This is a genomic window from Streptomyces flavofungini (assembly GCF_041028215.1).
In the GTDB taxonomy this organism is placed as follows: Bacteria; Actinomycetota; Actinomycetes; order Streptomycetales; family Streptomycetaceae; genus Streptomyces; species Streptomyces flavofungini_B.
The window spans coordinates 1-7,867 of sequence record NZ_JASKYR010000329.1 but is presented as its reverse complement, the minus strand read 5'-3'; the positions used below and the strand labels follow the sequence as shown (position 1 = coordinate 7,867).

Sequence of the window (7,867 nt, the reverse complement as noted above, 5' to 3'; positions counted from 1 at the left end):
TCGAGCCCGCCGGAGAGGAAGGCCGCCACGGGCACGTCGGAGAGCATGTGCTGCCGCGTCGACTCCTCGATGACGGCGGCCAGATCCGGCAGTTCACCGCCGCGGGCGCGCTCCTGGCCCTCGGCGGCCACCTCCTTCAGATCCCAGTACCGGCCGCGCTCCACCCGGCCGTCGGGCCGACAGCGCAGCCAGCTCCCCGGCGGCAGCTTCTCCGCCTCGCGGAAGGCGCACCGCGAGTCCGGCACCCAGTAGTACAGGAGCGAGGCGACCAGCGCCCCGTGATCCACATCGAGCGGTCCGCCGCTCACCGCGGCGAGCGCCTTGAGTTCGGAGGCGAACACCAGGCCCGTGCCCCGCCGGAGCAGGAACAGCGGCTTGATGCCGAGCTGGTCGCGGGCGAGCACCAGCTCACCGGTGCGCTCGTCGAAGACGGCGAAGGCGAACATGCCGCGCAGCCGGGGCAGACAGTCCGTGCCCCAGCGGCGCCAGGCCTCCAGGAGCACCTCGGTGTCGGAGGTGCCACGGAAGCGTGCCCCCAGGCCCGTCAGTTCGGCCCGGAGCTGCGGCGCGTTGTACAGCTCGCCGTTGTAGGTCAGGGCGAGACCGTCCGAGACCATCGGCTGGGCGCCCGTCTCGGACAGGTCGATGATGGCGAGACGCCGGTGCCCGAGCTGCACCTCCCCGTCACCGGCGAGATGGCTGTAGCGGCCCGCGCCGTCCGGGCCGCGGTGGGCCAGGACGTCGGTGAGCCGGTCGGTCACTGCTTTCCCGTCCGGCCAGAGGTAGGTGCCTGCGATGCCACACATGATCTAGCGCGCCTCCTGGTCGCTGTACGGGACCCGTGCGGCCGACATGGAAGGCCGTTCCGTCCGGGGCTGCCCGGTCCTGCTCTGCCGGGCCGGCCGCTCGTACGGGCCGCGCAGCGCGGTGTGCAGCCCGTCCCACAGCGTGCCGTCGGTCCTGTCCCGCGGATCGGGGTCGATCAGCACCACACCGATCACCGGAATGCGCTGGTCGGCGAGTTGCCGCGCGACGGTGTGCAGCCACGCGGCACTGCCGTGCCCGGCGCGCACGACGAGCACGGTCTGCCCGCCGAGATAGTGCAGGTCGGTCCAGGCCGTGCCGGGCGCGACCGAGCCGACGCCGAGCCTGCGCACCTCGTGCGGCACGGCCGCGGCACCCTCGCCGCTGACCACGCTCGCGCCCCCCGCGTCCGTACGGCTGTCGGCGAGCTCCGAGCCGGGCAGACCGTCGATGACGACCACCGGACCCTCCGCCGCCAGCGCCCCGGCGACACGCAGGGCGAGGGCGCTCGTACTGCGCGCACAGCCCAGTTCCAGCAGCGACACCCCTTCCGAGGAACCGCGCACCGTGCGGACCAGCAGGGCGGTGAGCCGTTCGCGGACGGTCCGGGTGCGCTTGCGCTGCCACAGCCGCAGCGAGAGGCGGGAGGTACGGGGCAGCTCCGCGATGACCGAGGCGCCCAGGTTGTTCGCGATCTCCCTGCGCAGCACGGGGCGGTCGGCCACCACGGTGCCGACCGCCGCGACGACGAGCCCGAGCACAAGGCCGAGGACGAGCCCGATCGCCGCCTTGGTGGCGGCCGACTTGGCCGGCGAGGTGTGCACGGCACGCGGCGCGTCCACGATCTGCGTGCCCGCGATCAGCTTGGGCGTACCGGTGCGCGCCTCCGCGGCACGCTCGTCGAAGTCGGCGATCCGCGAGTTCAGCTCGGCCCGGCGGGCGAAGAGCGACTCGATGCTCGCCGACGCCTTGGGGTCGCTCTCCGGAGACCGGTCCCCGATCGCCTTGTTGACCTTCGCCAGCTCGTTCCGCATGCGGTCACGCTGGTCGAGCAGCGCCTTGGCCTCGGCCTTCGCGGTCTCCTTCATCCGCCGTACGTGGTCGGCGACGAAGGCGTCGGCCAGCGCCCCGGCCCGGGCCACCGCGTCGGCGTCACTGGCGCCGGTCACATCGATCTGGAGCACGTTGTTGGTCAGGCCGGTACCTCGGTAGTCCCGCATGAAGTCCTCCGGCCGCTGCGAGGACTTGAGGGTCTTCAGGGCCTCGCCCGCGATACGCGTGGTGCCGAGGAGTTCGACGTCGGTACGGATCAGCGTCCCGGTGTCATTGGCCTGGTCCTCCGCGTGCGTGACGAGCACCTTGGTCACCGCGCTCGGCGGGGGCGGCATCAGGACCGCCACCGCGGCCCCGGCCAGCATGCCGAGCAGCGCCATCAGGCACCACAGACGGCGGCGCCTGCGCACCGCCACCACCAGCGCGTGCAGGTCGAGCAGCGGAGTGGCCTGCGACGACTCCGCGGTCGTACGCGTCGTCACGCGGAGCCCCCCGTCGCGTGGCCGCGCACGGCGAGGGCCAGCGTGGCGCTCTCCGCGGGACGGCCGTCCGAGCGCTTCGTACCGGCGCGGACCGCCCCGGCGACGACGACGCCCACGACCTCGTGCCGGGCGTCCGCACACGCCTCGGCGATGCCCGCGAGATCCCCCGCGGTCCACCTGCCCGCGCTGAGCACGACCAGCGCACCGGACTCGGCGTCGCGGTCCGGCACCATCGGCTTCGCCACCGAGACCTCCACCATCCGCAGCAGCGGATCGCTCTTGGCCTCGGTCACGAGCTGCCCCGCGGCCCGGTGGGCGATCCCATCGCCCTCGGGCACGACGACCAGCAGCCGCCGCGGGGCGGGCAGCTGATTGCGCAGCCGGGCACAGACCCGCCGGTAGCGGGTCCGCCTGCCGCTCTCGTCAGCGGACCTCGGCGGGGCGGGCGCGTCCCACCGGGTGTCGACGCCGAGCAGCCGGCGCACCCGGGACCGCGGGCCCCGGTCCTCCGTCGTGTGCCGTTCCCCGGGCACGTCGACGGTGCCGAGCAGCGCCGTGCCGAGGGCCGAGGCGATCTCCGCCTCGGCGCGCAGACGGCGGTCGGCCCGCGCGGCGGCGAGGTGGCCGATCACCGCGACCAGCAGGAACACCAGCGCTCCGCCGACGATCAACTGCGTTCTGGTCGGCGGTGCCTCGCTGGTCGGACGGGGCGCCGGTCCCATCACGACCATGCTCGCCTTGCTGCTCGCCGGGTCGGCCTCGTCCAGCTTCTTCATGGCTTCCTCAAGACCGGTGCGGAGCTTTTCGAGCGCGGTGCGCGCCTGCACGCCCTCCACGGTCCGCCCCGGGTCGGCCGCCTTGGCCAGGTCGCTGATGCGCCGGTTGGTCTCCTGGACCTTCTTGCGCAGCGCCTCGGGACCGGCGGCGGCCTCGGACTCGGTGCTGCCGCCCGCGATACGCGTGGCGAACGCGACGAACTGCTGGGCCATGCGGTCGGAGAGCCGCTGCGCGCGCTCCGGGGTCCCGGCCGTCCCCGAGATCTTGATGATGTTCCCGTTGCTGGCCTTGGCGCTCACCCGGTCCTTGAGTGCGGCGCCGTTGACGCCGGACCAGTCGAGCGCGGCGGCCGCCCGGTCGGTCACCGCCGAACTGGTGGCGACCTCCGCCTGGGTCAGCAGCTCGCGCTCCTCCCACTGACCCGGCAGCAGGACCGACGCCGTCGCGGTGTAGCGCGGCGGGAACAGCACCGAGGTGCCGTAGCCGACCAGCGCGCCCACCACGGCGAGAACGGCCAGCAGCCGCCAGCGCCGGTGGAGAATCCGCCCGATCGTGACCAGGCGTATCGTGTCATCGCTCAACGGTGCGGCCTCCTCCCTTGGCCGGCCGGGGGCCTCTCGCAGACCCGGAGGTGCGCTTACGGCAGGCGGCGTCGTAAGCGGCGAGCAACGACTGCTGGGAGTTGCTCCAGGAGAGCTGACCGGTGACCCTCTCCTGGCCGATCTCGCCCATCCGGGCCCGCTTCTCCGGGTCGTCCAGGAGCAGCGCGGTGAGCTTCGCGAAGGCGGCCTCGTCGTTGGCGGGCGCGTACACGGCGGCGTCTCCCGCGGAGACCCGTGCCTCGCGCAGCTCGAAGGAGACGATCGGCCGGCCCATCGCCATGTACTCAAGGACCTTGTTCATCGTCGACACGTCGTTGAGCGGATTGCGCGGGTCGGGGGAGAGGCACACGTCCGCCGTGGACAGATAGCGCACCAGGTCGGCGTCCGGGATGCGCCCGGTGAACTCCACCTGTTCGGAGAGGCCGAGGCGCTCGGCCAGCTCCACCATCGCGTCGAAGGCGTCGCCGGAGCCGACGAACACCGCGTGCCAGTCGGTGCGCCCGAGCTCGTCGCGGAGCCTGGCGAGGGCCCGCAGGGCGTAGTCGACCCCGTCCTGGGGGCCCATGACGCCCAGATAGCACAGCAGATGGGGCTTGCCGCGCTTCAGCCCGGGCTCGGGCGGCACCGGCTGGAACCGGTCGACCTGGGGCGCGCTGCGCACCACGAAGACGTCCTCCGGCCGCTTGCCGCCACGGCGCACCGCGACGTCCCGGTAGCTCTCGTTCGTGGCGATCACGATGTCCGCCGCCCGGTAGGTCCACCGCTCCAGCGCGCACACGGCGCGGTAGAGCAGGTCCTTGCCCCGGCCGAAGCGGGAGAGATACAGCTCCGGCACCAGGTCGTGCTGGTCGAAGACGAACTGCGCGCCGCGCCGCTTCATGCTCAGCGCGGGCAGGAACAGCAGGTCGGGCGGGTTGCAGGCGTGGACCACATGGACGGGACCGACCTTGCGGGCGAGCCGCGCCGTGTGCCACAGCGCGGACCCGTACTCCCGCAGATAGCCGGCCGGGCCGCCGGTGGCGGCGCGCAGGGGGTAGCGGTGGATGGCCACCCCGTCGATCTCCGCCTCCGCCTCCGTGTCCCGCTTACTGCCCTGGGGACAGATGACGTCGACCCGCCAGCCCGCGTCGCGCAGTGTCGTGCACTCCTGCCACACCCGCCGGTCGAACGGGACGGACAGGTTCTCCACCAGGATCAGCGCGCGCCGGGGTCGCCGGCCGCCGCCTATCTCATTACCAAGCAAGACCCATGTACCCCGGTTCGGTCCGGCGCGCCTCGGCGTCGGGAAGATGGATGAGATCGATGAGCGCCGGGCCGTCGTCGCCATGGGGCAGCGCCGAGAGCACGGCCGGGTCTCTGGTGCCCACCAGGCACACCTCGGCGTGGTCGAGCACCTCGCCGACGGAGTCCGCGAGCAGGCTCGCCAGGTGCGGCAGCCGGTTCTCGATGTACTCGCGGTTCGCGCCGAGCAGCCGGGACAGGCTGACGTTGGCGTCGTGGATCTTCAGCTCGTAGCCCTTGCCGAAGAGCCGCTCCGCCAGCTCGACCAGCGGGCTCTCGCGCAGGTCGTCGGTGCCGGGCTTGAAGGACAGACCCAGCAGGCCCACCCGGCGCTTGCCGGTGCGCTCCACCAGCTCCACCGCACGCTGGAGGTGCGCGGCGTTCGAGGGCAGCACATGGGAGAGGATCGGCACCGACACATCGGCCCGCTGTGCCGCGTACACCAGGCTGCGCAGGTCCTTGGGCAGGCAGGAGCCGCCGAAGGCGAAGCCGGGCCGCAGATAGGCGGGGCTGATGTTCAGCTTGCGGTCGGCCAGGAACACGTCGATCACCTGGTGCGAGTCCACCCCGAGCGCCTGGCACACCGCGCCCAGCTCGTTGGCGAAGCCGATCTTGAGGCCGTGGAACGCGTTGTCCGCGTACTTGATCGCCTCGGCGGTGGGCACCGGCACCCGGAACACCTCGCCGGGCAGCCCCTCGTACAGCGCCGCCACCGCGTCGCCGCTCGCCGCGTCGAGCTCGCCGATGACGGTCTTGGGCGGATCGAAGAAGTCCCGCACGCTCGTGCCCTCGCGCAGGAACTCCGGGTTGACCGCCACCCCGAAGTCCGCCCCCGCGGTCCCGCCGACGTGCTTCTCCAGGATCGGCACCAGCAGGTTCAGACAGGTGCCGGGAAGCATGGTGCTGCGGAAGACGACGGTCTGCCGGCCGCCCCGCTCGGCGAGCACGGTGCCGATCTGCTCGGTGACCCGCTCCAGATAGGTGGTGCACAGACTGCCGTTGGGCTCCGACGGCGTGCCCACACAGACCAGCGACACCTCACTGACCATGATCGCTTCACGGACGTCGGTGGTGGCGCGTAACGCCCCACTGGCGACGACCTCGGTGATGAGCTCGCCGATCCGCTCCTCGACCACCGGGGCCTTGCCGTCGTTGACCAGGTCGACCTTGACCTGGTTGACATCCACCCCGATGACCTCATGACCCATGCTGGCCAGGCACGCGGCCGACACACAGCCCACGTAACCGAGCCCGAAGACGCTGACTCTCATGCCCCGTTCCTCCCCCCAGGCAGGCCCCTGCGGCCTGCGGTTCGCGCCCTGGCCGGACGACGACTTCCCGGCATCAGTAGGCCCCTTGTCCGTAGAGCACCGCACGCAGCGTCTTCCACAAGATCACTGTGTCCAGAGCGAGCGACCAGTCCTCCACGTACCGAAGGTCGAGGCGGACCGCCTCCTCCCACGGCAGGTCGCTGCGTCCGCTGATCTGCCACAGGCCGGTGAGACCGGGTTTGACCAGCAGCCGCCGCCGGATGTCAGGCCCGTAGGCGGCGGATTCCTCCGGCAGCGGAGGCCGCGGACCCACGAGCGACATCGATCCGGTGAGTACGTTGAAGAGCTGCGGGAGCTCATCGAGCGAGTACCGGCGCAGCACCGCTCCCACCCGGGTCACCCGCGGATCCCGGCGGAGCTTGAACAGCAGGCCCGCGCCTTCGTTGCGGTCGGCCAGCGCGGCACGCGCCCGGTCCGCCCCCACCACCATCGTGCGGAACTTGAAGATGGTGAACTCACGGCCGTCCTTGCCGACCCGGCGCTGGCGGTAGACCGCCCCGCCCCTGCTGTCCGCGAGGACGAGCAGCGCGACGAGCACCATCAGCGGCGCGAACACCATCAGCAGCACCGCCGCGCCCAGCCGGTCGACGACCTCCTTGACCGCCCGGCGGCCCCCGGTGAAGGTCGGCATGCTGACCCGGAGCAGCGGGATGCCGAGCACCGCGTCGACGTGCAGCCGGGGCCCCGCCACCTCCATCAGGACGGGCGCCACGACCATCTCGGCGTCACTGCCCTCCAGGTTCCAGGCGAGGCGCTGAAGCCGGTCCGGTGACCAGTGCGGGTCCGGGGTGACCGCGACGACCCGGTAGCCGTCGCGGCGGACGTGGTTGGCGACATCGGCGAGGCGGCCGACCACCGGCACACCGTCCAGCTGGTCGCCGTCGAGCCCGGCGCCGTCCGTCGTGCACACCGCGTCCACCCGCCAGCCCAGATGCGGGAACTTGCGGGATCTGGTGATCAGGTCGCGCACGGTGGCCGGACTTCCGGCGGCCAGTACCGGTCGCAGACACTGTCCTTCCTTGCGCTGTCTGTGCAGCCGAAGACGGAGCAGATAGCGCGTGGTCATGGTGAGAAGCGCGATCGCGGGGATCGCGACGAAGATCCAGAGCTTGATGTTGCGCGAGGTCAGGGCGATACCGCCCAGAGCCAGTACAACGGCCGCGGTGAACAGTGAGCGTCCGAGCCGGCGGAACTCCTCGGCGCCCTGACCGAGTACGGCCGGAGCCCAGGCGCGGCTCACCGCGAGCGCCACCAGCACCAGCAACTCGGTGCCGAAGGCGAGGATGGTCCACTTCTCGTGCCAGTTGGCCGCGTCCCGGGCCCCGAAGAAGCCACCGATCGCCGCCACGACGAAGGCGGTGGACACGGTATCGCTGGTGATCACGGTACGTCGGTACCGCTGCTCCCAGTCGATCGCGGGCTGGCTGATCGCCCCGTTCGCCAGACGCCCGCGCGCCTGCGGAAACGGGCTGACTAATCCCCCCTGCCGCACAGAGCCCCCCAGGTCCCCAGTGATTCGACGTGCTCGCCTAACACT

Annotated in this window: 6 protein-coding genes; all 6 read right to left on the bottom strand. The window is 72.0% G+C overall.

Annotation, left to right across the window (positions count from 1 at the left end):
• A partial coding sequence (locus tag AB8Z36_RS22245) for an asparagine synthetase B family protein (protein ID WP_369215121.1) occupies positions 1 to 806 on the bottom strand: 806 nt, incomplete at its 3' end.
• Between the two features lie 3 nt (positions 807 to 809).
• On the bottom strand, positions 810 to 2,339 hold the full coding sequence (locus AB8Z36_RS22240; protein ID WP_369215120.1) for a Wzz/FepE/Etk N-terminal domain-containing protein: 1,530 nt from the start codon (positions 2,337 to 2,339) through the stop codon (positions 810 to 812).
• Entirely contained in the window at positions 2,336 to 3,697 is a 1,362-nt protein-coding gene (locus AB8Z36_RS22235) for a Wzz/FepE/Etk N-terminal domain-containing protein (RefSeq protein WP_369215119.1), read from the bottom strand. Before AB8Z36_RS22235 ends, AB8Z36_RS22240 begins: the two co-directional genes overlap by 4 nt.
• Positions 3,687 to 4,907: a glycosyltransferase family 4 protein gene (locus AB8Z36_RS22230; protein WP_369215118.1), complete on the bottom strand. Its 1,221-nt coding sequence runs from the start codon at positions 4,905 to 4,907 to the stop codon at positions 3,687 to 3,689. Before AB8Z36_RS22230 ends, AB8Z36_RS22235 begins: the two co-directional genes overlap by 11 nt.
• A gap of 43 nt (positions 4,908 to 4,950) precedes the next feature.
• Complete coding sequence (locus tag AB8Z36_RS22225; protein ID WP_369215117.1) at positions 4,951 to 6,270, bottom strand: nucleotide sugar dehydrogenase; 1,320 nt, start codon at positions 6,268 to 6,270, stop codon at positions 4,951 to 4,953.
• 73 nt (positions 6,271 to 6,343) lie between these two features.
• The gene (locus tag AB8Z36_RS22220; protein WP_369215116.1) at positions 6,344 to 7,822 is read right to left on the bottom strand and encodes a sugar transferase; all 1,479 of its coding nucleotides are present in this window, start codon (positions 7,820 to 7,822) and stop codon (positions 6,344 to 6,346) included.
• Between the last annotated feature and the right edge of the window lie 45 nt (positions 7,823 to 7,867).